Origin of the sequence: Acidisphaera sp. S103 (genome assembly GCF_009765975.1) — a bacterium.
In the GTDB taxonomy this organism is placed as follows: domain Bacteria; phylum Pseudomonadota; class Alphaproteobacteria; order Acetobacterales; family Acetobacteraceae; genus Rhodopila.
In genome coordinates this window covers 44,458-71,259 of the sequence record NZ_LMUJ01000111.1, presented here as the reverse complement: position 1 = coordinate 71,259, position 26,802 = coordinate 44,458, and the positions used below count along the sequence as shown (strand labels likewise).

General features: G+C 63.0%; 27 protein-coding genes. 11 read left to right on the top strand and 16 right to left on the bottom strand.

Going from position 1 to position 26,802, the window contains the following annotated elements; all coding sequences use genetic code 11:
• The 3 genes from GSQ89_RS36380 to GSQ89_RS40460 form a co-directional block, all read left to right on the top strand.
• A partial coding sequence (locus tag GSQ89_RS36380) for a M20/M25/M40 family metallo-hydrolase (RefSeq protein ID WP_158933005.1) occupies positions 1–586 on the top strand: 586 nt, incomplete at its 5' end.
• A 3-nt stretch (positions 587–589) separates the two neighbouring features.
• Positions 590–1,663: a sensor histidine kinase KdpD gene (locus GSQ89_RS36375; protein ID WP_158933004.1), complete on the top strand. Its 1,074-nt coding sequence runs from the start codon at positions 590–592 to the stop codon at positions 1,661–1,663.
• Positions 1,623–2,006 carry a zinc-binding dehydrogenase gene (locus GSQ89_RS40460; RefSeq protein ID WP_158933260.1) on the top strand — a complete coding sequence of 128 codons (384 nt, stop codon included), beginning with the start codon at positions 1,623–1,625 and terminating at the stop codon, positions 2,004–2,006. Before GSQ89_RS36375 ends, GSQ89_RS40460 begins: the two co-directional genes overlap by 41 nt.
• On the opposite strand, the gene GSQ89_RS36365 is transcribed toward GSQ89_RS40460, so the two are convergent.
• The 3 genes from GSQ89_RS36365 to hisI all read right to left on the bottom strand — a co-directional run bounded on the left by GSQ89_RS36365 (position 2,001) and on the right by hisI (position 4,091).
• Complete coding sequence (locus GSQ89_RS36365) at positions 2,001–2,576, bottom strand: YbhB/YbcL family Raf kinase inhibitor-like protein (RefSeq protein WP_216856605.1); 576 nt, start codon at positions 2,574–2,576, stop codon at positions 2,001–2,003. The two genes, GSQ89_RS40460 and GSQ89_RS36365, sit on opposite strands and share 6 nt — an antisense overlap.
• A gap of 89 nt (positions 2,577–2,665) precedes the next feature.
• On the bottom strand, positions 2,666–3,685 hold the full coding sequence (locus GSQ89_RS36360) for a GTP-binding protein (RefSeq protein ID WP_158933003.1): 1,020 nt from the start codon (positions 3,683–3,685) through the stop codon (positions 2,666–2,668).
• Positions 3,678–4,091: a phosphoribosyl-AMP cyclohydrolase gene (gene hisI, locus GSQ89_RS36355; RefSeq protein WP_158933002.1), complete on the bottom strand. Its 414-nt coding sequence runs from the start codon at positions 4,089–4,091 to the stop codon at positions 3,678–3,680. Before hisI ends, GSQ89_RS36360 begins: the two co-directional genes overlap by 8 nt.
• Positions 4,092–4,137: 46 nt before the next feature.
• Between hisI and GSQ89_RS36350 the strand changes: the two genes are divergently transcribed.
• Both GSQ89_RS36350 and GSQ89_RS36345 read left to right on the top strand, forming a co-directional pair.
• Positions 4,138–4,590: a transcriptional repressor gene (locus GSQ89_RS36350; protein WP_158933001.1), complete on the top strand. Its 453-nt coding sequence runs from the start codon at positions 4,138–4,140 to the stop codon at positions 4,588–4,590.
• 299 nt (positions 4,591–4,889) lie between these two features.
• Positions 4,890–5,864, top strand: coding sequence for an LLM class flavin-dependent oxidoreductase (locus GSQ89_RS36345; RefSeq protein WP_158933000.1), 975 nt, complete (start codon positions 4,890–4,892; stop codon positions 5,862–5,864).
• A 198-nt stretch (positions 5,865–6,062) separates the two neighbouring features.
• On the opposite strand, the gene GSQ89_RS36340 is transcribed toward GSQ89_RS36345, so the two are convergent.
• Complete coding sequence (locus tag GSQ89_RS36340) at positions 6,063–6,980, bottom strand: hypothetical protein (RefSeq protein ID WP_216856603.1); 918 nt, start codon at positions 6,978–6,980, stop codon at positions 6,063–6,065.
• A 137-nt stretch (positions 6,981–7,117) separates the two neighbouring features.
• Between GSQ89_RS36340 and GSQ89_RS36335 the strand changes: the two genes are divergently transcribed.
• Positions 7,118–7,771: a hypothetical protein gene (locus GSQ89_RS36335; RefSeq protein ID WP_158932998.1), complete on the top strand. Its 654-nt coding sequence runs from the start codon at positions 7,118–7,120 to the stop codon at positions 7,769–7,771.
• A gap of 526 nt (positions 7,772–8,297) precedes the next feature.
• Here GSQ89_RS36335 and GSQ89_RS36330 read toward each other — a convergent pair.
• From GSQ89_RS36330 to GSQ89_RS36295, 8 genes are all read right to left on the bottom strand, one after another.
• Positions 8,298–9,188 carry an ABC transporter substrate-binding protein gene (locus GSQ89_RS36330; protein ID WP_158932997.1) on the bottom strand — a complete coding sequence of 297 codons (891 nt, stop codon included), beginning with the start codon at positions 9,186–9,188 and terminating at the stop codon, positions 8,298–8,300.
• A gap of 23 nt (positions 9,189–9,211) precedes the next feature.
• Positions 9,212–10,195 (bottom strand): aldo/keto reductase, encoded by a 984-nt coding sequence (locus GSQ89_RS36325; RefSeq protein WP_158932996.1) that lies wholly within the window; start codon positions 10,193–10,195, stop codon positions 9,212–9,214.
• Positions 10,196–10,927: 732 nt separating this feature from the next.
• Positions 10,928–11,644 carry a haloacid dehalogenase type II gene (locus tag GSQ89_RS36320; protein WP_158932995.1) on the bottom strand — a complete coding sequence of 239 codons (717 nt, stop codon included), beginning with the start codon at positions 11,642–11,644 and terminating at the stop codon, positions 10,928–10,930.
• Complete coding sequence (gene otsB, locus GSQ89_RS36315) at positions 11,641–12,366, bottom strand: trehalose-phosphatase (protein ID WP_158932994.1); 726 nt, start codon at positions 12,364–12,366, stop codon at positions 11,641–11,643. Before otsB ends, GSQ89_RS36320 begins: the two co-directional genes overlap by 4 nt.
• A 48-nt stretch (positions 12,367–12,414) precedes the next feature.
• On the bottom strand, positions 12,415–13,284 hold the full coding sequence (locus tag GSQ89_RS36310; RefSeq protein ID WP_158932993.1) for a DUF2155 domain-containing protein: 870 nt from the start codon (positions 13,282–13,284) through the stop codon (positions 12,415–12,417).
• On the bottom strand, positions 13,281–13,502 hold the full coding sequence (locus GSQ89_RS36305; protein ID WP_158932992.1) for a hypothetical protein: 222 nt from the start codon (positions 13,500–13,502) through the stop codon (positions 13,281–13,283). The genes GSQ89_RS36310 and GSQ89_RS36305 overlap by 4 nt, the downstream gene beginning before the upstream one ends.
• On the bottom strand, positions 13,499–14,050 hold the full coding sequence (gene mlaD / locus GSQ89_RS36300) for an outer membrane lipid asymmetry maintenance protein MlaD (RefSeq protein WP_158932991.1): 552 nt from the start codon (positions 14,048–14,050) through the stop codon (positions 13,499–13,501). Before mlaD ends, GSQ89_RS36305 begins: the two co-directional genes overlap by 4 nt.
• 7 nt (positions 14,051–14,057) lie before the next feature.
• Entirely contained in the window at positions 14,058–14,411 is a 354-nt protein-coding gene (locus tag GSQ89_RS36295; RefSeq protein ID WP_158932990.1) for an NADH:ubiquinone oxidoreductase subunit NDUFA12, read from the bottom strand.
• A 196-nt stretch (positions 14,412–14,607) separates the two neighbouring features.
• Here GSQ89_RS36295 and GSQ89_RS36290 point away from each other — a divergent pair, with 196 nt between their 5' ends.
• On the top strand, positions 14,608–16,128 hold the full coding sequence (locus GSQ89_RS36290; RefSeq protein ID WP_158932989.1) for a TSCPD domain-containing protein: 1,521 nt from the start codon (positions 14,608–14,610) through the stop codon (positions 16,126–16,128).
• A gap of 17 nt (positions 16,129–16,145) precedes the next feature.
• Here GSQ89_RS36290 and GSQ89_RS36285 read toward each other — a convergent pair whose 3' ends face one another.
• Positions 16,146–16,538, bottom strand: a complete 393-nt coding sequence (locus GSQ89_RS36285; RefSeq protein ID WP_158932988.1) for a response regulator — start codon at positions 16,536–16,538, stop codon at positions 16,146–16,148.
• Positions 16,539–16,542: 4 nt separating this feature from the next.
• Positions 16,543–20,115, bottom strand: coding sequence for a chemotaxis protein CheB (locus GSQ89_RS36280; protein WP_158932987.1), 3,573 nt, complete (start codon positions 20,113–20,115; stop codon positions 16,543–16,545).
• Positions 20,116–20,359: 244 nt separating this feature from the next.
• Between GSQ89_RS36280 and GSQ89_RS36275 the strand changes: the two genes are divergently transcribed.
• The 4 genes from GSQ89_RS36275 to GSQ89_RS36260 all read left to right on the top strand — a co-directional run bounded on the left by GSQ89_RS36275 (position 20,360) and on the right by GSQ89_RS36260 (position 23,815).
• On the top strand, positions 20,360–21,142 hold the full coding sequence (locus GSQ89_RS36275; protein WP_158932986.1) for a hypothetical protein: 783 nt from the start codon (positions 20,360–20,362) through the stop codon (positions 21,140–21,142).
• Complete coding sequence (locus GSQ89_RS36270) at positions 21,139–21,765, top strand: hypothetical protein (protein WP_158932985.1); 627 nt, start codon at positions 21,139–21,141, stop codon at positions 21,763–21,765. The genes GSQ89_RS36275 and GSQ89_RS36270 overlap by 4 nt, the downstream gene beginning before the upstream one ends.
• A 414-nt stretch (positions 21,766–22,179) precedes the next feature.
• The gene (locus GSQ89_RS36265; RefSeq protein ID WP_158932984.1) at positions 22,180–22,647 is read left to right on the top strand and encodes a RidA family protein; all 468 of its coding nucleotides are present in this window, start codon (positions 22,180–22,182) and stop codon (positions 22,645–22,647) included.
• 10 nt (positions 22,648–22,657) lie between these two features.
• Positions 22,658–23,815, top strand: a complete 1,158-nt coding sequence (locus GSQ89_RS36260) for a GNAT family N-acetyltransferase (RefSeq protein ID WP_158932983.1) — start codon at positions 22,658–22,660, stop codon at positions 23,813–23,815.
• Between the two features lie 21 nt (positions 23,816–23,836).
• Here the strand turns inward: GSQ89_RS36260 and GSQ89_RS36255 are convergent, their stop codons facing one another.
• Positions 23,837–25,066: a DUF2336 domain-containing protein gene (locus GSQ89_RS36255; protein WP_158932982.1), complete on the bottom strand. Its 1,230-nt coding sequence runs from the start codon at positions 25,064–25,066 to the stop codon at positions 23,837–23,839.
• Positions 25,066–26,469 (bottom strand): diguanylate cyclase, encoded by a 1,404-nt coding sequence (locus tag GSQ89_RS36250; RefSeq protein WP_158932981.1) that lies wholly within the window; start codon positions 26,467–26,469, stop codon positions 25,066–25,068. The genes GSQ89_RS36255 and GSQ89_RS36250 overlap by 1 nt, the downstream gene beginning before the upstream one ends.
• Positions 26,470–26,802: the final 333 nt, after the last annotated feature.

Sequence of the window (26,802 nt, the reverse complement as noted above, 5' to 3'; positions counted from 1 at the left end):
CGCCCCCCCCCGCCGTTTCCGTCACGACGCGGCAACGGCGGGGGCGGAGTTCGCCGTCGCCCTCGACACGCTCTGGGCCGATTATGAGGAACGCGGCATCCCAATGGCCTGCACCCTCGGCCGCTTCCACACCGACTCGGCGGTGCACGGATTGACCATCGTCCCAGGTTCGTTCCATTTCAGCCTCGACGTGCGCGCCTACGATGAAGCCATCCTCGCCGAACTGGAGGACAAGGTCGGCCGCATCGTCGACGGCATCGAGCAACGCCGGGCGGTCCGATTCCATCTGGGACAGAAGGCCCGTGCCGCCGTGGGGTTGGTCGATCCGGCCATCAAATCCGGACTGGAATCTGCGGCCGCGGCGCAGGAGCTTCCCATATTGCACATCGGCAGCCCGGCGTCGCACGACGCGGCCGCCTTCGCCGCCGCGGGCGTGCCCATGGGAATGCTTTTCATTCGCAATGAAAACGGCAGCCACAATCCGTTCGAGGCAATGACGATCGAGGATTTTCTTGACGGCTCCACGGTTTTGATACAGTGGGTTACGTTAGCTGTGCCTCTCTCTGCTGCAACACGCGTGGATTAACGAATGCCAGAATTGGGGCCTCCGGAACCAGACGGCAAGCTCAGTTCCAAGATCGCTGCCTGGCGTTTTCCGCGGTGGCTGGTGCCCGCAATCTACGCGATCAGCGGCGTGGCCTTCGTCGAAGATATCTGCCGCGACAACACCCTGGCCTACGGCATCATCTATGCCCCGCTGGTCGCCACCGCGGTGTTCCACAAGGACCGCACTGGCTTGTGGGTCATTACGGGCATCGCCTGCCTCATGGTGGTCATCGGCACCTTCCTGCCGGTGTTCAGCCCCGACATGCCGGATATGATCGGCAACCGGATCCTGTCGATTCTCGCGATCCTCGCCACCGCGATATTCGTCCGCCACGCCCGCGACATCCAGGATCGTCTCGCCGCCGAAACCCGTCGCGCCGAAGCGGCGGAGCGGATCAAGACCGACGTTCTCACCAATCTCAGCCAGGAAATCCGGACGCCGCTGCACACCCTTCTGGGCGTCCTGAGCCTGACGATGGCCACCAGCCAGCCGGAGCAGCGCGAAGCCCTCGGCCGGGTCCGCCGCGACGGCAAGCAACTGCTGGCAACCATCGACAACCTGCTCGACCTGACCCAGATCGAGGAACACCAACTGAAACGGCAAACCATCGATATCGCCACCATCGCCCGGGATGCCGCCGAAGGCGCCCGTGCCGCGGCCAATGAGCGGCAGATCAACATCGCGCTGAGCCCCGATCGGCAGCCCGGCGACGCAGCGGCGATCGGCGATTCCTGGGCGATGCGGCGCATTCTCGACAACCTGCTGGCCAACGCCGTCCGGCTGACCCCGCCGGGTGGCACCGTGTCGGTATCGGTGGCGCGCCGAGCCGGCACCGTGACCGCATCCGTCAGCGATACCGGAAAGGGACTGTCGCCGCGATTGACGCAGGATCTCCGGGCGGACTCGCTGGAAACCGGCGAAGACGCCTTGCCGGCGACAGGCGGCACCGGCCTGGCACTCAGCAATCGCCTGGCCCGAGCGATGAACGGCCGCCTGACAGCCTACAACCAACCCAATTCCGGAGCCACGGTCAGCCTGTCCCTTCCGGCGGCCTAAGCATCATCGCGCCGGACGGAACGCCCAAGGCACCCTGCTGAACGAGGTCGCTCGGTTGGTCGACAACGGAACCCTTGGCACCACGCTGGGCGAGAATATCGGTCCGATCGACGTGGCAAACTTGAAACGAGCCCACGTCCTGATCGAAAGCGGCCGCGTCCGCGGCAAGGTGGTGCTGGAGGGGTTTTCGAACCGACCGCCGTCGGTCTGTCCGGCCACACGACGCCAAGGTCCCGGTCAATGGACCGCGGCCAACACGACGATGACGCACATGCGCCACGAATACCCGGCGTCTTGCGAATCCCGCCCAACCGGCATCGACTGGGCGGGATTGCAATCATGATGGGTGGCGGAATCGGCCGATCAGGCCGGCGGCACCTTTGGTGTGGCCGGCGAGGGCGGCGAACAGTTCATCCCGGGTCATTCCCGGCTTCATCCCCTTGGGATCGAGATCGGTCGCGATCAGGGTGAACGTGTAATGATGCCAGTCCCCCGGCGGCGTGCAGGGGCCGAAATAGACCGGCAATCCCATCGTGCTTTTACCACCGATGAACTTGTCCGACGGCTTGCTGAGTTCGCCCTCGGCGAACTCGGTCACCGAGGCAGGGATGCCGTAAACCACCATGTGAACAACGCCCAGACCGCCGCGCCCCTCGGGATCGATCAACACCAGGGCGTAACTGTTGGTGCCGGCAGGCGGGTTCGCCCAATTCAACGGTGGCGAGATGCTCTGGCCGACACAATTCGGATTGCCTTTCGTATCGCCCGCGTTCTTCATCGCCAACGGCGCGTTGTCGGCGAAAGCCGGCGAGTTCAGTGTGAACGCTTCCGCCGCTCGGGCGCCCGGCGCAACGCAGAACGCCGCAAAAGCCAGTCCACCCGCGAAAAGCACGCTTTTCATATTGATTTTCATGTGTCGTTCCTCCCTGTTCGTGCCCGAGACGTTACTGCGCCGCACGCGCCGCCGCCAGGGTGGCCGCCAATCACCGCGGTTTTCCGGCGTCAACCCAACGAAGCCGTCCGGGCCGCCTGAAACGCAAGCAGCCCATCCTCCACAACAGCCCGCGGCAAGTCGCGCGTAATGAACACAATCCGGCTGGTGCGCGGATCGCCCTCCGGCCACGCCGACAGTTGCACCGGTGGATGCATCAGATGCCGCACGGCATGGATAGCGACCGGCCGGTCCCGCCCCCTCAGGTTCAGAATCCCCTTAACCCGCAGCAGGTTTCCCCCCCGCGAGGCGACCAGCATCTCCAACCACATCGCCACACCCTGCCAGTCCAGCGGTTGGTCGAGCGTGATGCAAAACGCGCCAATACGCGCATCATGACGATTGGGATCATGGTGATGATGGTGATCGGACGCGGCCTCGAACGCGGCGGCATTCAGCCAGCCGGCGACATCCGGGATTTTGGCCGCCGGATCGAACAAACCCGCATGCAGGACAAAACCCGGATCGACCTTGCCATGCGCGACCTCGGCGATCGGCGCACCGGGATTCAGCGCCAACAGCCTCTCCCGCAGCGGGGTCGGATCGGCCAGGTCAGCCTTGCTGATGACGATCCGATCGGCCACCGCGACCTGGCGAACCGCTTCCTCCTGCGTATCCAGATGCGCCATCCCGTTCACCGCATCGACCACGGTCACGAAGCCGTCCAACCGATAAGCCGAGGCAGCCACAGGATCGGTCATCAGCGTCGCCAGGATCGGCACCGGATCGGCCAAACCAGTCGTCTCGATCACGATCCGGCCGATTTCGTCGCGGCGCGCACGCGGCAGCATCTCCCGCAGCACACGCGCCAGGTCGCCGCGAACCGTGCAGCACAGGCAGCCGGCGTTCAGCAGCACGGTGGAGTCGTCCAGCTTCTCCACCAGCAGATGATCCAACCCGATCTCTCCGAATTCATTGACCAGGACGGCCGTCCGAACCAGTTCCGGCTGGCGCAGCAGGTGGTTCAGCACAGTCGTCTTGCCGGCGCCCAGGAAACCGGTCAGCACCGTGACCGGCGTGGTCTCAGCCATGGGAGTGGCCGTACAGCGCGTCAGCCGACACCTCCGGCGCCGCGATCTCCACCAGCCCGCCATCCCGAGCCGCTCGGTAGAAGCAATTCCGCCGGCCGGTGTGGCAGGCGACACCCAGTTGATCGACCAGCAGCAGCAGCGTGTCGCCGTCACAGTCGACGCGCAGTTCCGTCAGGTGCTGGGTCTGGCCGGAGGTCTCGCCCTTGCGCCACAACCTGCCCCGGCTGCGGCTGAAGTAGCAGACCCGTCCGGTCGCCAGGGTTTCCCGGACGGCGTCAGCGTTCATCCAGGCCATCATCAGCACCTCGCCGGTGTCGTGCTGCTGGGCGATCGCGGGGACAAGACCGTTGGCGTCAAAGCAGATCGCGTCCAGGATTGGGTCGGCGGGTGTGGCAATTTCGTTCATGGATGATATCTAGGCATTAGGCGGGTTCGCCGCCAAGGAGTGCCTCATGGGGTTTTCCCCTCGCACCGAGACATTGCTGACCCGCGCCACCGTGATCTGCGACGGCCGCGGGGTGCGGCTGACCGATCTGCGCCGCCAGGTGCTGGGCTTGATCCTGGACCGCGAGGCGCCAACCGGCGCGTACGACCTGTTGGACCAGCTTCGCAGCACACGCCCCGGCGCAGCCCCGCCAACGGTGTATCGCGCGCTGGAGTTCCTGCAGGAACAAGGCCTGGTCCACAAGCTGGAGCGACTGTCCGCGTTCGTCGGCTGCATCGCCGAGGAAGACCACGACCACGCCGCGCAGTTCCTGATCTGCCGGTCCTGCGGCAAGGTCACCGAACTGGAAGACCACGAATTGGCCCACGCGCTGGAGGACGCCGCCAAGCGGCTGGGCTTCACCGTCGGCAAGGCGACGATCGAGGCGGAAGGGCAGTGCGCGGCCTGCGCCAGCGCATAGAACAGCGGTTCTGTTCGACATTACGATCCCAGCCATGCGGTGCTGGCGGGCACCTATCCCGATATTCCAAACGTTGCGGGCCCATTTAAGCCGACTTGGTTGGCGTGTGGAAACCGAGCAAGATCGCGAGCGCCTCCACCAGCAATCACCAACCTGGCATGCTGCCGCGTGCTGATGCGCTTCGCCGATAACCTGACCTGGCAAACGACAATGCATCGGGGCGCATTCGGCGCGCAGTGGCTTGACGATCCCACATATCGTAATGCTCTCCTTAGAGACACTTTTTCCTGGAGCGCCCCGTGCTGACGTATGACTTCCGCCTGCCGCCCGGTCCGCGAACCGCCGAATACGCCCTTCTCGCAGAGGAGCTCGGTTTTCGAGCCGTCTGGTGCCCCGAGGTCCCCGCCTTCGGCCACGACATATGGGTCACGCTCGCCCGCATCGCCGAGAAGACGACGCGCATCAAATTCGGTCCCGCCGTGCTGATCCCGAGCTATCGCCACCCGATGGCGCAGGCTTCGGCTATCGCATCGGTCGAGCAGATCGCGCCGGGACGCCTGATGGTCGGGTTCGGCACCGGCTTCACCGGCCGGGCAGGGATGGGCAAGAAGGCCTTGAGCATCGCCAGCATGCGCACGCATATCACGCAGGTTCAGGCATTGCTGCGCGGCGACGTTGTCGACATCGACGGCGGCCTTGCCCAGATCCTCGCATCCGACGGCTGGCTGCCCGACCGTCCGATCAACGTGCCGATCTACATGGCCGGCCAAGGCCCGAAGGCCCGAGCGCTCGCCAAGGAGATCACCGACGGCCTGATTTCCCTCGGCGGTCCGGCCGAGGGATTCGAGACGTGTCTTGTATCGACCAACGGCACGGTCCTCGATGATGGCGAGGATGTCACCTCGACGCGCGCCGCGACCGCCCTCAAGCCGCTCATCGCCATTGGTTATCATCGCCGGTACATGTTCGATCCGGACAGTTTGAAGGAGCTGCCGAACGGCGAAGCGTGGCGGGTGAGTGTCGAACGTGTGGAGGAAAGCGTCCGCCACCTGTCCGTTCACCGCGGCCATAACCTCGACGTTTCAAACGGCCACGACGCGCTGGTCGACGTGTCCAACGCCAAACAGACGACCTTCACGGGCACGCGTGCGGAGCTGCGCGAACGTCTCGCCAAGCTGGAGGCGGCGGGCGCCACCGGCGTTATCTTCGGGACGACCGGTTACGATGTCGAGCGGGAACTGAGGGCCTACGCCGAGGTTGCGGGATTGCGGTGACAGGGCGTGTGTTGGTGAGCGGCGATCTTGCTTTGAGGGTTATAACGCGGGGGATTGTGTCTTTTGCAAAAGCGGCCGCTTGCGACCCAAGTTGGTTGCCATGCTTGAATGTCATCCGTCCCGTAAGCTGACATTAGACGGCCGACGCTGACGGCAGACGAAATAACGTTCTAGCGAACCTGTGCCGCTTGCTGTTCTTTATTTTGTCGGAGTGGGCAATATTCCGACCGCTATAAGCCGGATCACTTCGCCCCCTGGATCGCGAACAAAATAGGTTTGCAAGAAAACCAGATCCTTCTGCATGTTTTGAATCAATGTAGCCTTGATACTTGGAAGAATATCTGATGGTATGCTGAAGTTCATGATCTTCGAACCATTTTCGATTTTAAGCTTTCCCCAACCATTGTCCTTATTGAACTGCGTTATGTCGCCAAGGATTGGCGTGATTTCCGAATCCACTATTGCCGTCTCTATCTCAGCAGCCATCTCCCTATTAAGATAAAAGATCGAATTCGATCTGCCGCCAGTCGTTTCTGTAATTTCTAGGCTTTCGGCACTTTGACGCAGTGCAGTTGCCATCTCGCTTATCAGCGGAGCGGACATCGAAATCAATTTTTGACTTCTCGCAAAATCAATGAGCGAGATCGCCTTGCTGCTTTCGGCCAACCGACGTTCACGATACGCTTCTGCGACACGGCGTTTTACCGAATCTTGGACTTGAACTGGCAGTCTTGCGGTCATGTCCCTACCTGCCATAGCATCCTCAACCAATTGGTTCAGAGCGGCATCGGCAGCACCGGCTCCGGTCCTCGTCCGCCGGTCAGGAAGATCAATTTCTCGAAGCGCCTGCTCATCGATCTTCTCGACGATACGTTCGCTGACGTATGCGATGAGGTCGCTTACGGATATTTTTACAAACACCTCATCTGTTGGCCTTTGATCAGGTACTTCAACGTTGATGTTAAACGATCCGTCAATTTGAGTAACAAGCTGAATTCCCAAGTTAGTATTGCTGGTGATCTTCTTTACAAACCGCCCCTTCTCTCTAAATTGAGCAAGCTTAACCATCAATCGAGCCGCAGCGTATTGAAAACGAGCGGATTCATAGAAATTCATTCTGTGTCCGTCAGCGAGAGCACCTTCAAAATGGAAGCTTAGAGACTCAGGCACGCGTCGACATACTCCCGTTGATGGTTGCCCGCTTGTTTGTTAGGGCATACCCTATTGCAATTTTTCGTCTGGTACTGCAACCAATGTCAATAGGCAAGATGGACGAGCGAAAAAGGGGCCGACATGCGGTACAAACAACACAAATGATAGACGTTAGCATCGGAGCGGTCGGGGCGGCGGTGATCGCGGGCCTCGTGTCTGTCTTGGGTTTGATAATCGCCAAAGAACAAAAGATATCGGAGTTCCGACAAGCCTGGATTGACGAGCTCCGGAAATGCCTGGTTTCGTACCTAGTGAATATCAACGCGATTTCCGACGGCGTGCGGATGAAGAAGGCGGGGGCCGTAACGGACCAATCAGTGATGATTTCGTCCTACAAGGCACTAAATGAAGCGAGCCATGGCATCAAATTGCGCATCAACGCGGATGAAAAGCCTGCAAAAAATCTCATCAAAACAATGCTGGAATTTGAGATGATAGCAGAGGAAAACTCCGATCTTATGCCCGACAAAATACGCGAGATAGAGGTGAGATTTTTAAAGTGTGCAAAAAAGCTTTTAAAATTCGAATGGGAACGCGTAAAGAGGGGCGAGAAAACTTTCATTTGGACAAAGTGGATTGTTATCGGCGTCACTATTGTGATGGTTGCATACTTTGTTTATCTCGCATTTCACTACGTGGGTTCGGTAGAGGTTGAAGCGAAGAGAAGCTACATCAGCCTCTCACATCCAATCTGAGAGGCTTGACCGCGTTTGGCGTCTGGATGTCAATCCCTGCCGAGCTTAATTTCCCTCAAGCGTACAGGTACCTCTGAAATTCGACAGAGACAGCCCGAATAGCCGGTGGATTGCCTAACTCCGCAAACGCATCATGGACCGAGTGGTATTTGATCTTCAGAAGGCGAGGCCGCAAAACTCCGATTTTACGACCGCATCCGCAACACTGTCCACGATGGGTCGAGGCCACACAAATCCCGCCAATTCGCATCGTATACTTTGTCATGCTTCCAACCCGAACCAGGAGTGTCCAAACAGGTTAGTCTCTGGGTTGAACCGTATGTTGGCTTACGAGTTCCCTTTTCTGAAGGCTGACAAGCAGGGATCCACCCATACCGACCATGTTTGCGAAAGACACTGTCCCCATAACGAGCCCAGTGGCGTGCGTAAACACTCTCAACCGGGCTGGCCGAAAGCAAGCGCTAAATCATTGACCTTAACGGGAAGGCGACAATCTAGAGCTAGGAACGTTTGCGCGCACCTAGCCTCACCCCCCAGACGGCGGCAACGCACAAACCTGCTCATACGCATACCGCTCCTTAAGCGTCCCAAAATGCGCGAACACATCCAGCGCCACCTCAAACGCCGGCCGCGTAATCTCCACATGCGGCGTCCAACATCCCAACTGCTGATAGCTCGCAATACACCGCGCCAGCACCTCCAGATCGATCTCCGGAAAGAACGACTTCTCCGCCCGTGCAATCTCAATCGCCGGCGTAGCCACCATATAAGCCCGCGTCTTCGCGTAAGCGCGCATGAACGCCTTGGCGACATCGGACCCCAGCCACTCCCGCCGAGCCGCCAGGCTCGAAAAAGCCACAGGCCCAATCTTCGGGCCGCAAGTCGCAACGATATGCCCAACGCCATCGGCTTCGAGCTGCTGCGGGAACGGCCCCTGCTGCTGCACGTACTGCCCTTTGCCCTCCCGAAACGCCTTATCCATCGCCTCGGCACTGCCAGGACTGATGACCTTCAGCTTGGCAAAATCAATCCCCGCCTTGTGGCAGGCATATTGGAACATAGCCAAAGGCTGCCCGCCGCCGAACAGGACGACCTCCGCCCCCTCCAGCTTCTTCCAGTCAAAGTCCGGATCCGGCGTCCGGCCAGTGATAAAAAACCCATCCATTTCATTGATCTGTGCAAAATGAACCGCCGTCGGCGCTTTTCCCTGGGCCAGACTCGTAAACCCCTGGCTCGGTGCCGACTGAATAACGTCCGCCCGCCCTTCCTCCAGAGCCTTCACCGCCGAAACCCCAGGCGGTGACACCGTCCAATCCGCCTCCAACCCCTCATCCTTCAAAAACCCACCGGACATCACCGAAATCAACGGCGAGTAGAAGGCCGAAAACAAAGTAAACTCAATATTGATGTGCGCCATGTCAAATCCTCACAAATACAAGATCAAGCAACCCCGACCAGCGGATGCGGGGCATAAGGTTCCTCCAACGCCGCGATCTCCTCGGCCGACAACGTCACCTCCAGCGACCCAAGTGCATCGTCCAGATGCGTCAACTTGGTCGCGCCGATGATAGGGGCCGTAATGACCGGCTTATGCAGCAGCCAGGCCAGCGCGATCTGCGCCCGAGACACCCCGCGCGCCTTCGCCACCGCGGCAACGCGCTCGACGACCCGCTTGTCGGCCTCTTCGGTCGCGTCCCTGAACATGCGGCCATAGGCTTCGTCAGTTTCCGTGCGCGCGCTCTTATAATCCCAATCCCGAGTCAGCCGGCCACGCGCCTGCGGGCTCCACGGGATGACGCCAATGCCCTGATCGGCACACAGCGGCAGCATCTCCCGCTCCTCCTCCCGGTACATCAGGTTGACCAGGTTCTGCATGCTCACGAACCGAGTCCACCCATTCCGCTCGGCCACCGTCAACGCCTTGTGGAACTCCCAGGCATACATTGACGACGCGCCGATATACCGCGCCTTGCCGGCCTTCACGACATCGTGCAACGCCTCCATCGTCTCTTCAACAGGCGTTTCATGATCGAACCGATGAATCTGATACAGATCGACATAATCGGTCCCAAGCCGGCGCAAACTCTCATCGATTTCGAACAGAATATTTTTACGTGACAAACCGGCCCCATTCGGCCCAGGGCGCATGCGATTAAACACCTTGGTGGCAATCACCACCTCCTCCCGCCGCGCGAAATCCTTCAGCGCTCGGCCCAGCACTTCCTCGCTCTTACCCACAGAGTAGCGATTGGCCGTATCGAAGAAATTGATCCCGGCCTCGAGCGCCTTTTTGATGAACGGGCGGCTGTCCTCCTCACCCAACGACCATTGGTGGAAGCCGCTATTGCCGCCGCCATAGCTCATGCAGCCCAGGCAAAGCCGGGAGACATCCAGCCCGGTGCGGCCCAGTTTGGTGTATTTCATCACGGACTCCTCTGATGGGGCCGCCACGATATTTCGAGGCAGCCATTTGGCAAAATGACAGGCGACTGCCGCAGCGAGGTCTTCATCGCGCCGGCGGCCTCCAGACGTCGCTATATTCAGTTGAACATATCGGAGATAACAGCACGGCAGCCTCGCGGTCGCAACCAAGCCACGTTTCTGTTCCTGGGAGAATCCGCGTTGATACCAAATTCACCCCACGTTGCCAGATTGGCTTTCAGATGCTCCCCGACCCGATCAACAGCGTCGAGATGCCCACCAACGTGTAAGCGCACCACAGCCTTTCGTAAAATCTGGGAGTGCCACCGTCGGTAGACCTCCGGTGCTGAAAAGCAGCACCCCAAGCAAGGCCGCCGGAAAAAAACCTGCCTGAATGTCGGCTCGGGATGCCATTCAACTGAGTTGAAGCGCGTCAGGAAGGTCGCTGGTGAATGTCCGCTTTCCGAACTATCCGCGAATCTCCAAATGACTAGCCTGGGTCGAATGCAGCCCGCTCTTCAACCCGTCAATTCCCCTGTGCGGAGTGACGATCAGCACGCTCGGTCGGGAACCAATCCGGGCGCCGTAGAGCGCTCAGCCATCTTGAGCGCCTTGGCGTTACCACGGGAACAGCGCATCAGCACGACCCTCAACGGACAACGGAATAATCCGGAAACACCGAACGACTGACAACGAAAACACCACCCAAGGGAAGCCAGCCGCAAGAACCAACCGTCATCCCCCCGCGCGATGCGCCTCCGCCAACGCACCCAGGCTGGTGAACCGGAAATCATACCGCACATCCGCCGACACCGGCGCCGTCGCGCCCCAGCCCCCCGCGTCATGCCGCCGATCGATCCATGCGGACGCCAGCCCGGCACCATTAGCCGGCACGTGATCATGGAACAGGCTTTGCGCCACATGCAGCAGCTTGTCCTTCGCCACCCCCCGCTCCCTCATCCGCTCCAGCAGATAAGCAAAGTTCCGAGGGTCCGGCTTGTAGGACCCAACATCCTGCGCGGTATAAATCGCGTCGAACACCACGCCCAACCGCTGGTTCGTCGCCCGAAAGCTGGCCCGATCGACGTTGGACAAGATCACCAACTGGAAATGCTGCTTCAGGGTGCGCAACGCCTCCACCGTATCGGGAAACGCGGGCCAGTCGCCGATCGATCCGCCAAACCGAATATCTTCGGCCGGATCCGGCGCCACCCCCCATTCAAGTGCCAGTTTGGAATGCACGACCGCCAGCAGATCCGAATAAGTCTCCGCCGGAGTCAACGCCTGCTGGCGGGACTCAAGCCGAGCGAACGCCTCCAGGACGGCGTCCCGGGACAGGCCGCTCTTCGCCCGCGACAGCAGCGGGGCCAACGCGGTGTAGATTCCGCTCTCCCAGTCGATCAAGGTGCCGTAACAGTCAAACGACAGAACATCGAAGTCGGACAGCTTCATGGCAGGGGCCCCCAACACCCAAGTTCCGCGGAACGACCCACCCATGATCGCACGCCGGCCGGGTCGAGAAACACTTCATCGACCCGATAGCCAGCGCCGCCCAGTTTTCGACACGCCCGCATGCCGTCCTCATCGGTCACGTCGTCGCCAATGAACACCGGCAGACGCCCGGCAAACGGGGCTTCACGCATCAAAGCCATCACCGCGCTGCCCTTGTCGGCGCCGATCGGGCGCACCTCCCACAGCATATGGGCGGGATGCAGTTGGAACCCGCTCGAGGCGCCAATCAGCTCGGTCAGGGCGGTTCGAAACACATCCCGAGCCTCCTGGGCCTGCCGGTAATGCAGCGCGAAGCCACGCGCCTTGCGTTCCAGCAACGCGCCCGGAAATGCACGCACAAGGGTTTCGGCCTCCTCCAGCCAAACAGCCGGCGGCACGGGCAGGTCCGGGCGCTCGATGGACCCGCCGCGATGGTGGCGAATGGCACCGCCATGCTCGCCGGCGACGGCACCGGGGGCATCGCCGAACAGGCGGTCCACGGTCTCGATCGGGCGGCCGGTGACGATCGCCAGCGCCCCGCCCAACGCATCCCGCAGGGTGCCCAGCGCAACCGGCAGACCGACCGGCACAACCACCGCATCGGGCGTGGCCGCGAGGTCGATCAGCGTGCCATCCATATCAAGCAGCAGCGCGGCGCGATGGAAAGGCGGCAGCACGTCCATGATAACCCTTTATTTTATCACGCGATCTCCACCGTCACCCTCAGGCGATCACGTACAGCCGGCCACGCGAAGGTCGTAGATCGGGTGTTGCATCATCGATACGGAGGGCTCGTTTTCCAGCATCCAGCCATCGAAGCCGGGCGAGTCCGGATGGCTATCGGTCACATGCAGATAGGCCGCGGCGTCAGCGGGCTGATCCGGCGGACGGACGACACAGGTCTTCACCGTGATGGTCAATGACTCGAAGGTCGCAGACTCTCCCACCTTGATCGTCAGCTCCGTCGCCTGAGCGTTCACCTTATCCAATGCCACCAGCTTCGCCACGCCGGCCGGGTTCCAGACGTTGGGCTGGTCAAACGTCGTCGGCGGTGCAACGGGCGGCGTCTGGCCCTGCCCTTGCGCATCCGGGCCCAAGGGGCTGGGCGCAACTGGCGCCTGCTGATGTGGTGTCTGCGGAACCGGCACCTGCTGATACTGCGTCTGCGGAGCCGGAGCCTGCTGATACTGCGTCTGCGGAGCCGGGGCCTGCTGATACGGCGTCGGCTGATACTGCGTCTGCGGCACCGGTGCCTGCTGATACGGCGTCGGCTGATACTGCGTCTGCGGAACCGGTGCCTGCTGATACGGCGTCGGCTGATACTGCGTCTGCGGCACGGGTGCCTGCTGATACGGCGTCGGCTGATACTGCGTCTGCGGACCCGGGGCCTGCTGATACGGCGTCGGCTGATACTGCGTCTGCGGAACCGGTGCCTGCCGGTATGGCGTATACGGAACCGAGGGCGATCCTTGCTGCGGCACCTGCTCCTGCAACGGGGGCAACTGCGCCGTCTGAATCGCCGCATCCTGCGCCCGGGCCACCCCGCCCCAAACGGACACGGCCAGCACCGTCCCCAACGCGACCCGTCCCCCCGCCCTCATCCGACGGGACGCTTCGGCGAGTCCAGCCCGGCCACGATATCCGCCAACACCTGACGCATCCCCTGCTCGTCCACCCCCATCAGGATCGCGTCCTCGAACGCATCGCGCAGCACCTGCGACACTTCGGCATAGTTCTCCGCCAGCATCTTCAGCTTCTCCCGGCAACCCACCGCGTTGCCGTCCAAGCCGGGCCAGTTAGCCGGAGCCGGCGGGATCATTTGCCAAGCGGCGCCAGCGCGGCACCGCCCTGTTGAGAACCATTCGGCTGGCCGCCGCTGTTCGACTTGCTGCCGCTGACCTCGCCGCTCTTCGACCCATTCAGGCTTGTGACGCTGAAGATGAATTTTCCCAGCAACTCCTCCAGGCTCACCGACGACTGCGTGATGCTGATCGTTTGGCCCGGCTTCAGGTCCGCGTCATCCCCGCCCGGCGACAGCGAGATATATTTGCCGCCCAGCAGGCTTTCGCTGACGATCGAGGCCCCCGTATCCTTCGGCAATTGAATATCGTCCCGCACCGTCAGCGACACGACCGCGGAAAACGTCTTCGGATCGATCTGCTCATCGGTCACGGTGCCGATTTTCACCCCGGCGATCCGGACATCGCCGCCAACCGCCAGCCCATCGATATGATCGAACCTGGCGTGCAGCGTATACCCCGTCCCCGCAGTCCGGCCGGAATGCGCCACGGCATAGGCAAGGAAAACCACTGCAACCACCAGCACGAGCGCGCCGGTCAGCGTCTCCGCAACACCATGACGGCCCATTGCGATGCTAGCTCGGGGTCCAGGCTTCGTAATCGCCCGTGGCGCGAGCGCGGTGTCCACCCTCGTAGTCATGCCCGGGCGGCCGATAGCTGGCTGGCGTGCCGGTGGCATTCGCCAGATGCGGCTTCTGCCAGGCCTTGCGGCCGGTGTCTGGCAACGGGGCGTCGGTGGTATAGTGCAACCATGCGTGCCACTCCGGCGGAACGACACTGGCCTCCACGACGCCCGCATAGGCAACCCAACGCCGGTTGCGCAGGCTGCCGGGCCGCTGGCGCTTTTCCTCGTAGTAGATATTGCCCGCCGCATCGGTGCCGATCTGGCGACCTTTGAGCTTGGTGAACAACCATGTGCCGATATTCATGGCGCAACATATACGCACCCCTCATCGATTGGTCCACCCATGCCGATCCCGATCCGGATACCACCGCGGAACACGCTTTCGTTGCCCCGAGGCTTTGCCGCCCTAAACGAGTTATCCCCAACATTTTGCGGGTTATCCCCATTTCCAACACAAAATAGGCTACCCGACCGCTCCAGCGTCCCATAACATCCTGGCCATGAAGACCTCCCGGATATCGCCCCATCGGACCTGGCATGGCGTGCGGATGCGCCGCACCGAGGCTTCGCCCGATCCCGACACCGCACCGCGTCCGGTCACCCTGCCAACCACCTGGGACGACTCGGCCGCCGCCGCGCTGGCCGCCCTGGCGCCGGGCAAAGGTCCGGTCACCCTGGCCGGCGCCGCCCACGCCTGGATCGCCCCAATCGCCACCGCCGCGACCGCGGCCGGGTTGGACATCCCGCTGACCGATCGCCTGCACCGGCTGCTGCTGTTGCGGCGAGGCGCCCCGACCGACGCCGTTTGGCGCCTGGAAGCCGAAGACGGCCCCGGCTTCGTCCTCAATCTGCCGGCCTTCCTCGACAGCGACGGCCAACTCGACCTATCCGACATCGCCGAGGCGGTGGAAACGGCAGTGATCGCCCTAAGCTTCGCCGCGCCCCAGGTGAGGGACATCGATGTCGGCATGGCGGACCTGTCCGGTCTGCTGGCGGCACTGGGCATAGACTATGCGTCGGAGGCAGCACGCGATATCGCCCGCTGCCTCGCCGCCATCGTCCGCGGACGAGCGGACGCCGCATCCGGACGGCTCGGACGCGTAACCGGCCCGATGCGGCCGGCGGCGTTCGACTGGCCCGTGCCACCGCCGCACGCGACCGTGCGCGGCTTGCCGGAGGCCGCCCGAGCCGCCCGCCTGGCAGCCGCCGGCGTCGAGGGCCTACGTCATCGCGCCACCACCGCAATCGCTCGGCCCGGTCTGGCAGAGGCCCTGCTGGGCTGCGAAACCGGCGGAATCGCGCCGGCTTTTTCCGCCATCGGCCACACCGGCGGCCTGACCCGAGCCGCCAGGGCCTGGCTGGCGGTCAGCGGCATCACGGCGGAGGAAGCCCTGGCCACCGCGCTTGCCGGCGGCAGCCCGATCCCACTGCACGGCGCGGCAGCACATGCGGCGATGCATGACGCGGTCGCGCCGTTCATGCACGCCATGCCACCTCGGCCAGTGCCACTCGCGGTGCAGTCGGCCTCCGCCCGGCGGCGGGATCTGCCAGGACGGCGCAGCGGCTACACCCAGAAAGCGGCGGTGGGAGGGCACAAACTGTTCCTGCGCACCGGCGAATACGACGACGGAACCCTGGGCGAGATTTTCGTCGCCCTGCACAAGGAAGGCGCGGCATTCCGCGGCCTGATGGACAACTTCGCCCACGCGGTCAGCCTGGGATTGCAGCACGGCGTGCCGCTGGAACGGTTTGTCGAGGCGTTCACCTTCACCCGGTTCGGACCGGCGGGCGTGGTGGACGGTGACCCGGCGGTCGGCGCGGCCACCTCATTACTTGACTACGCATTCCGGAACCTGGCCGCGAACTACCTGGGCCGGCGGGATATCCCGGAGGCCGAGATCGAGGAAGCCGATACCGTCGGCCACGGCGCACGCGACCAATCGCCCCTTCTGCCCCTCGACCTGCCGGACGAGGCTTCACCGCGGGTCCGGCGGCGGGGTTTGCGGGTGGTCGGGCGATAGGAGGGAGATATCGCGCCTTATGTCGCCGCGCCGCCGTTCGCGCCGAACACCTCCGCCATGCGGCGACCAAGATCACGGCGGCTGAACGGCTTTTGCAGCCGTTGCGCCGTCTTGATCACCGGCGGGTCGCTGTTACTCGATCCGTAGCCGGTCACCAGCAAAAATGGCACTGACCGGCTGACCAGTTCTTCCGCGACCGCGGTCGTCAGTTGGCCATGAATGTTCATGTCCAGCAGCACGCCATCCAAGGAATGGTCGCAAATCGCCGACAGGGCGCTCTTGATATTCGCGGCAAGCTTCACGCGGCAGCCAAAGTCCAGCAGCATATCCTCCACCATCATGGCGACGATCGCTTCGTCCTCGACCACAAGGATATGCAAGCCGTTTAGCGCCTCGGCATGGTTTTCCATGATATCATCCAATCTCGCTGCCCTGGATCGGAAGCCCCGCCCACGGAAAAATCAACTCACAGCGCAGCCCTTCCTCCAGGTACGCAAGGCGCGCTTCACCGCCAAGTTCATGCATCGTGCTGCGCTCGATAAGCTTCGTGCCAAACCCCTGGCGGGTCGGTGGCGTCACCTTGGGGCCGTCTGTCTCGGTCCATTGCAACTGAATGCGTTCCGACGCTCCGTCGCTAATCCGGCGCCAGGTGACCGACAGTTTCCCGGCCGGTGCGGACAACGCCCCGTATTTCGCGGCGTTCGTTGCCAGTTCGTGCAAGACCATCAGCAGGGCGACGCCACTCTGCGATCGCACCGTCAGAAGTGGACCTTCCACGGCAATGCGAGCCGAATCCTGCAAGCGATATGGCGCCAGGGTCTGCGTGACGATCTGACCGATTTCCGTTCCCACCCACCCCTTCTCAGTCAGAAGATCGTGCGCCTGCGCCAACGCATGCAGCCGTCCCTCGAACGCCACCCGGAAATCATCCAGCGAAATGCTTTGCCGGGAGGTTTGGGACATGATGGCCTGCACCGTCGCCAGCACGTTCTTGACGCGATGATTCAATTCGCCAATCAACATCTCCTGATGTCCGGCGTCTCGCTTGCGCTGGGTGATTTCCTCGATCGCCAACAGGATCAGTTGCTCGCGGCCGCCATTGCGCGCCAGCGTCCGGGCGTTGACCAGCATGGTGCGCTGGTCGCGTCCGGCGGGTCCGAATGTGACTTCGACATCGTCGAAGCGCTCGTCTTTGGGCAGCACCTCATCCAGCAGGCGGCGGAATTCAGGAACGTTCCACTCCCCATTGCCCAGCTCGTAGAGCCGGCGGTGCTCAGCCTTATCCGGTGTCGTGTCGAGCAGCGTGTAGAAAGCGCGATTGGCCGATCTCATCCGCAACGCGGCATCCAGTACCACCAAAGGCTGGCGCGCCGTCGCCACGATCGCCTCGGCATAGATACGCGCCTCATCGATGCCGTCGGTCGCCCGTCGCCGATCGGTGATATCGACAAAGGTGATCACCAGGCCGGCGATCCGGTTGTCCCGCGTTCGGTAAGGCAGCAGGCGCCGGATAAACCATTTGCCGTCATCACCGCGGATTTCGGCTTCGATCGGCGTCAGCTTCGCCAGCACGGTCTCCGCATCGCCAAGCAGCTTGTCGTCGATAAACTGTCGGGCAAAATGGGCGATCGGCCGGCCGACATCCGATAACACCAGGTTCAGCAGCGGCTTGGTGGCCGGCGAAAACCACTTGACCCGCAATTCCGTGTCCTGGAAAACGGTCGCGATCTCTGTTCCGGACAGAAGATTCGCCAGATCGTTGCCGGTTTGATCAAGCTCGTTGATCTTATGCTGAAGCTGGCTGTTGACCGAATGCAGTTCTTCATTGAACGATTGCAGTTCTTCCTTAGAGGTTTCCAATTCCTCGTTCGTGGACTGAAGCTCCTCGTTCATGGACGTGGCCTCCTCGTTGGAGGCCTTCAGTTCCTCATTGACGCTTTCCAACTGTTCGATCGAGCCTTGCAGTTCCGCTCGGGCCGATCTCAGTTCATTTTCCAGGGCGGAAGCAACCTCGTCTTCCGCGTTGCTCTTTGCCGTCGGCAGGACGGCAGGCGATTCGGATGCGACCGGTTCAAACGTTACCAATGTCATCCCGGATGCCGGAGGCACCGTGGGCAGCGGGGACAGTGTGACCGCGACCGAACGAAGCAGGTCGCCCTGCCGGATCTGCGCGATAAATCGGCTCTCCTGTTCATCGGCGATCACCCTGTTGATCGCGACCCGCAGCTTTGAAAGCAGGCCTTCCCGGGCCATCGCCAGCAGGTCGCGCGTCGGCTCTCCGTTGGGTTGCTTGAGGTAATCGCCCGTGTCGCCGTGGAAATAGAGGACACGGCCTCTCCGATCGATCAGCACCGAGGCAGGGGCATACCGGTCAAGCAAGGCCCGGCGGGCTGCGTCCGACACGCGCATCGACGGCTCCGGCATCGGCCCGGCCCCCGATTGAGGCGACCTTGTCGCGCGGCCGCCGAGCACGGGAAAATCCACGATGTCGTGCCGTGTCGGCCCAAAACGGCGATAAATGCGCCACTTCTTGGACAGCGTCTCGAACAGGTCGTCCGCCCGGCCAATGGTTTCGGCGCTGCCAAGGAACAACCGGCCACCCTCGCGCAGTGAGAAATGGAACAGTGTCAGCGCCCGCTTCTGCCCCTCCGGCTCGACATAGATCAGCATGTTGCGGCAGGTGATCAGGTCCATGCGTGAGAACGGCGGATCGTGGAACAAATTCTGCCGGGCGAACACGACCAGGTCGCGCAGCGACTTCCGGACCTGATAAGACCCGTCGAGCCGTTCGAAAAATCGCATGATGCGTTCGGTCGGCAATGACTCGACGCTGGAGCCCGGATACACGCCGGCGCGGGCGGCGTTCAAATTGTCGTCCTGGATGTCCGACGCAAAGATTTTCAGGTCGAACTGCTTGTGCGCGGCTTCGGCGCGTTCCTGCAACAACATGGCGACGGAATAGGCTTCCTCGCCCGTGGAACAGCCGGGTACCCATACCCGGATTGACGCCCCTGTCTCCCGGTCGGCGACCATTTGGGAAATCACGATGTCATCAAGGGTGCGCCATGCGTCGGCATCGCGGAAGAAGCTGGTGACGCTGATCAGAAGATCGCGGACCAATGCCTTGACTTCGCCCAGATCGGGACGAAGCCGGTCAATATAGTCCTCAAGATTCCCCACGCCCATCAGGCTCATGCGCCGATTGATCCGGCGCAGCAGCGTCGCCGATTTATAGATGTGGAAGTCGAAGCCCGAATGCGCTCGCAGCAGCCCGAAAAGCCGCTCGAGACGCGGTTGCTTGTCACCGCGCACGACGGCAAGACCATCCGGAGCGGCGACATAGCCGTGCTGGAAGTATTGCAGCAGCGTCGCGGGCATATCCGCCGGTGCCAGGACGTGATCGGCCAAACCGGCGCCGATCGCGCTGCGTGGCATCCCGTCGAAGCGCGCCGTGGCAGGGTCCTGGACCAGGATCAGGCCGCCACCCGCCTTGATTTCCTTCAGGCCCTGCGTGCCGTTGGTCCCTGTCCCGGACAGGATGACAGCGGCGGTGCGTTCAGCGCGCTGTTCGGCAAGCGACTTGAACAAGACGTCCACCGGATGGCGATGGCCGCGCGGCTGTTCCGGTTCGGTCAGGCGCAACACATTGCCGTCCAACGTCAGGTCATGGTTGGGCGCAATCACATAAACATGATTAGGCGTGACCTCCAAACCGTCCTCGATCTCAACGACCGGCATCGAGGTGTGGTGCGACAGGATCGCGGACAACTGGCTTTCCCGGGTCGGGTCCAGATGCAGGACCACAACGAACGCCAGGCCGCTGTCTCCGGCCATGCCATCGAAGAACTGGCTGAGAGCCTCGATGCCACCGGCCGACGCCCCTATACCAACGACCGGAACGCCGCAGTTATCCCCGGCGGCGTCGGATTTCCCATCTGCAAGCGGTTCGGTGGTCTCCGCAGCTGCCTCTTCCGCTTCGTCAGACATATCCAGATGCCTCTGCTGCACAGCTTATTTCGACGTCCGCTTCGGCGTTCTTGTTCCATCACGGCAGTCGTTCCGAACCCGACTATTGCAGGTAATGCATCCCGTCAGAAATCAAAAGACACCTAGGGGAGAGCGCGCTCCGAGTGTCAAGAGATCGCTGGAGCTCGATTGCGCGACCCCACCCCTTGAACCACCCCCGACCCAACCCATCTCTCCAACATTTAGAACATAACACGAACATGAAATGCCCGAAACCACCACCGAAACCACCCAACCCTACGACCGCGCCGCCATCTTCCACGACAACGGCCCCTTCAACCCAAGCTTCATGCGCGAGGCCATCCGCACCCTCTTCCGCACCCTGCCGCTCGACCCCGACGAGCCCCAGGGCTGGTCCGACCGCCGCATGCACGCCGCCCTCCTCGGTCTCTCCGCACTCCACCCAAGAGACGAAATCGAGGTCATGCTCAGTGTCCAGGCCCTCTCCGCCTACCACGCCGCCGCAGCCTGCTGGCGTATCGGCATGAACCTCGGCCCCCTCAGCGGCAACAACACCCGCCACATCACCACCGCCTGCTCCGCCGCCCGCACCTTCGACACCATGCTGCGTGCCCTCGAACGCCGCCAGGCCAAACCGCTCGCCATCCCCATCGGCCGCCCCGCCACTCGCACCTGGGAAGACGCCCCCAACCCCACCGAAATCATCACCGCGCTGGAGGAAACCTGCCGCGAGGGCCACGGCCAACCGGACCCGAACCTGACCCCGGAGCAGCGCGCCGCCGCCGAAGCCCTCCGCGAACAACAGCGCATCGAGAAAGAAAACGAAGGCCTCGACATCGCCAACACCGAGGGCATCCTGCCCGGCGGCGGCATGATCCTGACGGAGAATCCCACCCCCCAGCAGGCCGCCTACATGGGCCGCCGCCTCGGCCTGATGTACAAGCGCGAAATCGAGGAAAACCGCCGCAAAGGCATCACCAAGATGCCGAAAATCCGTGGCATCCGCCCCGGCGACCTGATCCCATGACGCAGCCCCCGAACAACCCCTTACTGGGGTTCGTCCTCAACCTCCTGACCCCGTTCCTGATCGCCGGCGGCCTGACCGACCCCGCCCTCGCCCGCCAGGCCGCGGAGCAGGCCGTCGCCGCCTACCAGGAAGCCGGAAACCGCCAACTCCTTACCATCGCCCAGATCACCGCCTTCGCCCTGGCCGCGCTGGACAACCTCCGCCTGTCGCTGCCTCAGGACCTGTCCCTGTCGATGAAACTGAAACTCCGAAGCAACGCCAACGCCCTGAACCGGGCATCGCAGACAGCCACCGCCACGCTGGAAACCCAACGCCGAGACGCACCCGAACCCGCCGAAATCCCGGCGTCCCTGGAAACCGCGAAAACCCCGCCCGAACCAAAACCAGGCGCCAACGTCACGCAGACCGACCTAGCCTGGGCCGCCGCGATGACCGACGTCGCCGCCGAATACACCACCGAGCTGCCCAACCTGCCACCCGCCCAACACCGGACTCACCTCGCCCGCGTCAGCGCCCTCTCCAACATCGCCCACATGCTCGGCACCGGCCAGGCCCCCCCGCTCAAAGCCCGCCTCCTCGGCAGTACCGCCATACAAGGCTCAGCCCCCATACCCGCACCCTGAACCGAACAAGGTGCCGACCGTGCCGGCCCGTCATGTTTGGTCTGTGTTTTAAGAAAGGAATCAAGCGCACATAAAGTTACACCAAGAAAAGAATAAAGCACTTCGCGCGTCTGACTTCGCATTCACACCAAGCACAACGCACAGCATAACATAATCTTCTCAGTGCAACTCTGTGCAAACTCAGTGTAACTCTGTGTCAGCTTGATTACTTTGTCTCAACCAGAACAACACAGCAAGCATGACTCCCGAACCCGACACCACCCCCGATCGCCACGAGAGGCCCAACTCGGACACCGCCACACCCAAACGGTCCGGTCCGGGAAAACCGCGTCTCGAAGCCGGCACGCCATCACCCCTTTGGCCCGACCCAATGATGCGATACGCTGCACCGCACGCACCCGAAGGAACACCACAATGGCAGGACGCATCGAGGCAACACTGGCGGAACTTGGCATTACCCTGCCCCGCCCGATGCCGCCCATCGCGAATTACGTCCCCTACGTCGTCACCGGCAACCTCGTCGTCGTCTCCGGCCAAGTGCCCGCTGTCGACGGCAAGGTCGCGGTCACCGGCAAGGTCAGTTGGGGCGTCTCCCTCGACCAGGCGAAGGAAGCCGCCCGCCTCTGCTTCATCAACGTCCTCGTTCATCTGAAAGCCGCGTGCGACGGCGACCTCGACAGGGTCAGGCGTGTCGTCCGCCTAGGCGGCTTTGTCGCCGCCCCGTCCGAGTTCACCCAGCATGCCCTGGTCATGAACGGCGCCTCGGACCTCGCCGTCGCGGTGTTCGGAGAAGCCGGCCGCCACGCCCGCAGCACCATCGGTGTTCCCTCCCTGCCCGCCGATGCCGCCGTGGAGGTGGAGGGCCTGTTTGAAATCGAGTAGGCTGCCCCGCATGCCCGATGGTTCGGCCACGCTGACGCTGACGCTGCATGCCCGGATCGCGGAGATCACCGCCGCCGACTGGGATGCCTGCGCCGGGAACGGCAACCCCTTCGTCAGCCATGAATTCCTGAGTGCGATGGAAGACAGCGGATCGGCCGATTCCCGCACTGGCTGGCTGCCCCAGCATGCCGTCCTGCGCCGGGAATCCGGCGATATCGTCGGCGTCGTGCCGATGTATGCGAAATCGCACAGCTACGGCGAATACGTGTTCGACCATGGCTGGGCCAATGCGCTGGAACGCGTGGGTGAGAACTACTATCCGAAGCTCCAGGCAGCGGTGCCGTTCAGCCCGGTCCCTGGCCCAAGGCTGTTGCGCCGCCCCGGCGCCGGCGTGCCGGTCGCGGCCATGGCGAACGCACTGGAACAAGCGTGCGAGTCGCACGGCCTGTCCTCGGTCCACGTCACCTTCTGCACGCAGGACGAATGGAACGGCCTGGGAGACGCCGGCTGGCTGCAACGCATCGGCATGCAGTTCCATTGGGAGAACGAGGGCTACACCTCCTTCGACGACTTCCTCGGCGCGCTGTCATCGCGCAAACGCAAGGTGCTGCGGCGGGAACGGCGGGACGCCAACGCCGCCGGCCTGACATTTCACGCCCTGTCGGGCGCCGATATCACCGAACGGCATTGGGATGCATTCTACGCTTTTTACCAGTCCACCGTGGACCGCAAATGGGGATCGGCCTACCTGACCCGCCGGTTTTTCTCTCTGCTAGGGCAGCGGCTGGGCGACAAGGTCGTGCTGATGTACGCCGAAAATGCTGGCAAACCCGTTGCCGGCGCCCTGAATCTCGCCGGAGATCAGGCGCTGTATGGCCGCAACTGGGGCTGCCGCGGCGACTGGCCGTTCCTGCACTTTGAACTCTGCTACTACCGGGCCATCGACTGGGCGATCGAGCATGGGCTGCAACGCGTCGAGGCGGGCGCCCAGGGCCGCCACAAGATCCAGCGCGGCTACAGGCCGAAACCAACCTACTCCGCCCACTGGATCACCCATTCCGGACTGCGGCGGGCAGTGGCGAATTTCCTGGTGGAGGAGCGTGCCGGGATCGAAGCCGAAATGGCGGCGCTGGCCGAAGAATCTCCGTTCCGCAAGGGCGAAGATTGATCGTCAGGTCCCGGACCCTTGCTACGCCCCCAAAACCCGCGGCCTCCACGCGCGCGCCGAGCGATCAGGGACGTCGAGGAAAGCGAGCTGCCAGGTCATCTCGTCCTCAGACAGGGGGAACAGGCCGTCGCGGCCGGGCCGAAGCACCAGATCCGGCGTCAGGTGGGCCAGCGCCACCTGCAGAACGACCGCCGTTTGAACGGTCAACCCGGCCTTCCATGTCAGGCTGACGATGCCCTTCGCACTCCGCAGCGCGCAGGCTCGCTCGACCACCGCAACCCGCACGTCCGCCTTGACCGCAAGCATGGCCGTCGCCGTCTGGTTCTCGTTACGTCGCATCGCCTCCAGGATCGCGTCATCGTCGAGCTTGCCGGCCTGGTTCAAAGCCAGCGCATGCGCGCGCACCAACCGCGCTTCCGCGTCGGGCGGCGGATCGGACGGCGGCGTGGGCTGCACCTGTTCCACCGCCGCACGCACCGTCTGTGCGACCTTCGGATCGAGATCGTCCCGAGCCGCCAGTCTCTCAAGAAGATGGCCGGTGACGATCTCCGCGAGCATGCGCTGCGCACGCAGCGGCAAATGCGGGCGATTGACCAACGGGTCCTGCCAGTCGGTCTGCACCTCGGACTGTGCCGCCAGCGCGTCCAGCGTGGCTTCGCGGATCTGCGCGGTCGGGTTCGCCAGCAGCGCTCGGATCGCCGCCGTATCGTCGGTGCCGACGATGGCATCCGATACCGCGGCATCGATTTTCGGCCGGTTCGCGACCGCCATGATGGTCGACGGCGGCGGCCCGGCTGCGATCAGCGTGACCAGGTCTTCCTGCGTCAGCAATGGCGAGAACCGAATCACCGGCTCGCACACCATCACTGCCGGATCGTGCGCCAAACGCAGCACGATGTCGCGCGGCCCGTCGTCGAGATCCTTGACGGCTTCAGCGATATTGATCCGGACCCGCAGCGCCGCCTCCGCCACCATCGCCGTCAGGTTGGCGACCGCATCCCGCTGCACCCGCTGCCTGTCGTCATCGGTCAGACCCGGTGTTAACGTCGACAGCCTGCGGCTCAGGATCGTGCGCACCCGCAGGTCGGTATCCTCGGCGAGCATGGCGCTGACCTGTTCCGGCAGCGCCGGGTTCAGCGCGAGGCTGACGCGCACGGTTACCGAGGGATCGCTGGCCAGAGCCCGCAGCACCTCCGGGCTGGTGCTAACGGACGCACTCTGGCGAACGCGCGTTGCCTCGTCCACGTCCATCAATCGCCGTCCAGCAGCGACACGCGCCAGTGGCGCCGGCCGCTGCGCTTCACTTCGTACATCGCCATGTCGGCCCGCTGCGTCAGGTCCTCGATCGACTCGCGGCTGCCGGGCCTGCGCGTGGCGATCCCGACCGAAACACCAAGCTTGGGAAACGCCTCGGGCAGCATCGACTGCAATTCCAGCGGCGCGGTCTTGCACAGATGATCGGCGCGCTCGGCGGCGGTCATGTGATCCGCGCCGCTGAGCCAGACCGCGAACTCATCGCCACCCAGCCGCGTGATCAGATCGCTCGGCCGTACCAGTTTGCGCAGCAGGTCGGCGAGACTGACCAGCACCTGGTCGCCTGTCCCATGACCGAGGCGGTCGTTAACTGCCTTGAACGAATCCACGTCGACGAACATCAGCGTCCCAGCCTCGGCCCCGCGGTCCAGCCGGGCGATATCGCGGTGCATCTCACCGATGAAGGCGCGGCGATTGAGCAGACCGGTCAGAGGGTCGGTGCGGGCCTGCTGCACCATGTCCTGTTGCAGTGCCTCATACTCCAGGATCATGCGGACGATGTAGACGGCCGATCCAGCCAACACCGTGTCCTCCCGATCCCAGGGACGCGCGTCCGCGGCGCGCCAGATCGCCAGGCCGGCACGGGCGCTGAACCGGGTCTGGCACCCCACGGCAAGCACAAGCCGCCCGTCGGGGTTCGTGGCATGGCTTGGTTCGGCGGTTGGCCGAGCTACCAGGCGGGCGGCTGCCTCCAGCACGGCCGAGGCCCCTGGCCCGCATTCGTGCAGCACCTCGATCGGGGCATCGCGGGATATCGCGCCGATCACCGCCGAACCCTCGGCGCCCAGGGCATGGATCAGCGCCCAAAGCGTCGTATCGATCATGCTATCGGGATCGGTCTCCCGCCCGACCCGCGATATGATGTGGTGCAGCACCTGCCCCCGCCGCAGCCGGCCGGCGATCTGCGAGGTTTGGGCATCGCTGTCGGTCATGTCGACACCGATGCCACGCGCGCCGACAATTTGGCCGGCGGCGTTGTGCAGCGGTGTGGCGGAGACGGTGATCAGCGCCAGCCGGCCATCGGCGCAGCGCAGCCAGGCGCGGTGCCGGCGCATTTCCACGACGGGACGAAACGGATTGAATGTGGGACCGGTGCCGTCGTCGCCAACCAGGACGTCCGCCGGCTGGCCGATCAGCGCGCTCGCCGGCCAGCCCAGCACGGTGTCGGGCATCATGAACACGAACCGGCCCTCGGCGTCGGTTTCGAACGCCAGATCGGCCGCCAGGGCAACAAGGTTCTGCCAGCGCTGCCGGCTTTCCATAAGCGCGCCGCGAATACTGTCGTGCGGCGGAGCCGGCGGCGAGGCCGCGGCAATAGGATCGAGAAGCAGTTCAGTCATGCGCGGCGCATCCCGACAAAGCAGAACCCATGAAACCACAGAATGGTTAACGAAAGGTTGCCGGCGGGCGGATTTGTTGGGGATTGGAAGCGACATCGATACAGCTTTGGCACCGCTAGAGCGTTTTCACCCTGACTGTGCAGGGAGAAAACGTTCTAACTCTTTGTTTGATCGCATGATTCACGCGCTCTGGACGTCCCGCCCAGCGCGATCATGCTCTAACCAGGATCGGCCACCACCCGCGACGCCGCGCCGTTAAACACCTTAGCCCAATTGATGACTGACGTTATTCGGCATCCTCGCGGCAATATTGATCTAACGCCAGAGCGTTGC

What these genes read in the sequence shown, in the direction of transcription:
- GSQ89_RS36375 (WP_158933004.1), top strand. Translation starts at nt 590, where the DNA reads ATGCCAGAATTGGGGCCTCCGGAACCAGACGGCAAGCTCAGTTCCAAG.
- GSQ89_RS36365 (WP_216856605.1), bottom strand. Translation starts at nt 2,576, where the DNA reads ATGAAAATCAATATGAAAAGCGTGCTTTTCGCGGGTGGACTGGCTTTT.
- GSQ89_RS36360 (WP_158933003.1), bottom strand. Translation starts at nt 3,685, where the DNA reads ATGGCTGAGACCACGCCGGTCACGGTGCTGACCGGTTTCCTGGGCGCC.
- hisI (WP_158933002.1), bottom strand. Translation starts at nt 4,091, where the DNA reads ATGAACGAAATTGCCACACCCGCCGACCCAATCCTGGACGCGATCTGC.
- GSQ89_RS36350 (WP_158933001.1), top strand. Translation starts at nt 4,138, where the DNA reads ATGGGGTTTTCCCCTCGCACCGAGACATTGCTGACCCGCGCCACCGTG.
- GSQ89_RS36340 (WP_216856603.1), bottom strand. Translation starts at nt 6,980, where the DNA reads ATGAATTTCTATGAATCCGCTCGTTTTCAATACGCTGCGGCTCGATTG.
- GSQ89_RS36335 (WP_158932998.1), top strand. Translation starts at nt 7,118, where the DNA reads ATGTCAATAGGCAAGATGGACGAGCGAAAAAGGGGCCGACATGCGGTA.
- GSQ89_RS36330 (WP_158932997.1), bottom strand. Translation starts at nt 9,188, where the DNA reads ATGGCGCACATCAATATTGAGTTTACTTTGTTTTCGGCCTTCTACTCG.
- GSQ89_RS36325 (WP_158932996.1), bottom strand. Translation starts at nt 10,195, where the DNA reads ATGAAATACACCAAACTGGGCCGCACCGGGCTGGATGTCTCCCGGCTT.
- GSQ89_RS36320 (WP_158932995.1), bottom strand. Translation starts at nt 11,644, where the DNA reads ATGAAGCTGTCCGACTTCGATGTTCTGTCGTTTGACTGTTACGGCACC.
- otsB (WP_158932994.1), bottom strand. Translation starts at nt 12,366, where the DNA reads ATGGACGTGCTGCCGCCTTTCCATCGCGCCGCGCTGCTGCTTGATATG.
- GSQ89_RS36310 (WP_158932993.1), bottom strand. Translation starts at nt 13,284, where the DNA reads ATGAGGGCGGGGGGACGGGTCGCGTTGGGGACGGTGCTGGCCGTGTCC.
- GSQ89_RS36305 (WP_158932992.1), bottom strand. Translation starts at nt 13,502, where the DNA reads ATGATCCCGCCGGCTCCGGCTAACTGGCCCGGCTTGGACGGCAACGCG.
- mlaD (WP_158932991.1), bottom strand. Translation starts at nt 14,050, where the DNA reads ATGGGCCGTCATGGTGTTGCGGAGACGCTGACCGGCGCGCTCGTGCTG.
- GSQ89_RS36295 (WP_158932990.1), bottom strand. Translation starts at nt 14,411, where the DNA reads ATGAATATCGGCACATGGTTGTTCACCAAGCTCAAAGGTCGCCAGATC.
- GSQ89_RS36290 (WP_158932989.1), top strand. Translation starts at nt 14,608, where the DNA reads ATGAAGACCTCCCGGATATCGCCCCATCGGACCTGGCATGGCGTGCGG.
- GSQ89_RS36285 (WP_158932988.1), bottom strand. Translation starts at nt 16,538, where the DNA reads ATGGAAAACCATGCCGAGGCGCTAAACGGCTTGCATATCCTTGTGGTC.
- GSQ89_RS36280 (WP_158932987.1), bottom strand. Translation starts at nt 20,115, where the DNA reads ATGTCTGACGAAGCGGAAGAGGCAGCTGCGGAGACCACCGAACCGCTT.
- GSQ89_RS36275 (WP_158932986.1), top strand. Translation starts at nt 20,360, where the DNA reads ATGCCCGAAACCACCACCGAAACCACCCAACCCTACGACCGCGCCGCC.
- GSQ89_RS36270 (WP_158932985.1), top strand. Translation starts at nt 21,139, where the DNA reads ATGACGCAGCCCCCGAACAACCCCTTACTGGGGTTCGTCCTCAACCTC.
- GSQ89_RS36265 (WP_158932984.1), top strand. Translation starts at nt 22,180, where the DNA reads ATGGCAGGACGCATCGAGGCAACACTGGCGGAACTTGGCATTACCCTG.
- GSQ89_RS36260 (WP_158932983.1), top strand. Translation starts at nt 22,658, where the DNA reads ATGCCCGATGGTTCGGCCACGCTGACGCTGACGCTGCATGCCCGGATC.
- GSQ89_RS36255 (WP_158932982.1), bottom strand. Translation starts at nt 25,066, where the DNA reads ATGGACGTGGACGAGGCAACGCGCGTTCGCCAGAGTGCGTCCGTTAGC.
- GSQ89_RS36250 (WP_158932981.1), bottom strand. Translation starts at nt 26,469, where the DNA reads ATGACTGAACTGCTTCTCGATCCTATTGCCGCGGCCTCGCCGCCGGCT.